Genomic DNA, 1,489 nt, shown 5'->3' with positions numbered 1-1,489 from the left:
TGAACTGTGACCCGTAAGATGGACACTTTGAAAAAAGTAACCTTCTTACGGGTCTTTTGTGTTTTAATCAACTTATTAAAATAAAGCGAGGAAAGAATTGTGGGAAAAACAAGAGCTAATTCAAAGGTTTTCACGGAACAAGAAATGAAACATCTTGAGGCTAACCCTTATGTTCAGCATGTAACGTACAAAAGTATTACTTATGCACCAGCATTTAAGGTAGCAGCTGTCAAAGCGTATCAAGAGGGACAAACACCTATGGAAATTTTTCGTGGTGCTGGTTTTGACATAGACGTTATTGGTCATGACAAACCAAAAACATGCTTAAAACGTTGGCGTAATGTGTATCAAATTCATGGAGAGATCGGCCTTTTAGAAGAACAACGTGGAAAGAAAAGTACGGGTAGACCCTCGACAACGGAGTTGTCCGTAGAGGAAAAGCTTAAACGAGCTGAGGCGCGTATCAAGTTTTTAGAGGCGGAGAACGACTTTTTAAAAAAGCTCGACGCGCTCGAAAAGCAGAAGTTGCAGAGGTAACGTTATCCCCCTCCGAGCGCTATCAAATCATTAATTGCACCATACGTCAGTACAAATTGCGTGATGTAACACGATATCTTTGTAAACTTGCATGTGTTAGTGCGAGTGGCTACTACCGTTGGCTTCGTGCGGAGAAAACTCGACAGCTACGAGAGGATGCGGACGAGAATGACATTAAACTTATCAGGAGGCACTTTGACGCTCTTCGTGGTAAAGCAGGAGCATTAGTTATTAAGATGCGACTTGAGCGTGAAAGTGGAGTGATCATGAATCATAAAAAGATTCGTCGATTGATGCGAAAGTATAAACTTGTTGCTACCATTCGCCAAGCCAATCCCTATAGAAAATTAGCTAAGGCAACGCAAGAGCACCAAACATGTCCCAACCTGTTGCAACGTCAGTTTGATCAGGGAGAACCTGAAAAAGTGCTGCTCACCGATATTACGTATATGTATTACGGTAATGGTCAATGTGCCTACCTATCGGTAGTCAAGGATGGGGCAACAAAACAGATTTTAGCTCACTATCTTTCTTCTTCTTTAAAGCTTCCATTGGTGAGGATTACTTTGAAACGACTGTTCCAACGGCTAGATGGCAACATTCACCCCGAAGCCATTCTACACTCAGACCAAGGTCTGCATTATACCCACTTTAAAACCCGTCGCTTAATCAGGAAAGCAGGCTTTAGGCAGTCCATGTCCCGTAAGGGAAACTGTTGGGATAATGCTTCAATGGAAACTTTTTTTGGTCATATGAAAGACGATTTGGAATATAAGACATGTCAAACGATACAAGAGTTGAGGGATCGAGTAGACAGTTACATTGATTATTACAATTCTGAACGTTACCAGTGGTCATTAAAAAAGATGACCCCTGATGAATTCAGAAGTCATCTTTTAGCTGCCTAGTTAGGTATTCTTTTAAAACTGTCTACAAATAGGGTCACAGTTCA

General features: G+C 41.3%; 1 protein-coding gene and 1 pseudogene. Both read left to right on the top strand.

The genetic code is table 11. The features are described 5' to 3' along the window. Nucleotides 1-99: 99 nt before the first annotated feature. The gene (locus tag QZ995_RS23605) at nucleotides 100-537 is read left to right on the top strand and encodes an HTH domain-containing protein (RefSeq protein ID WP_301812384.1); all 438 of its coding nucleotides are present in this window, start codon (nucleotides 100-102) and stop codon (nucleotides 535-537) included. Between the two features lie 17 nt (nucleotides 538-554). Beyond that, nucleotides 555-1,445, top strand: a pseudogene (locus QZ995_RS23600) (IS3 family transposase); the annotation flags it as partial. Nucleotides 1,446-1,489 lie beyond the last annotated feature (44 nt).

Origin of the sequence: Brevibacillus laterosporus (assembly GCF_030489605.1) — a bacterium.
GTDB classification, from domain to species: domain Bacteria; phylum Bacillota; class Bacilli; order Brevibacillales; family Brevibacillaceae; genus Brevibacillus_B; species Brevibacillus_B laterosporus_E.
This window is presented reverse-complemented; position numbering and strand designations above follow the sequence as displayed.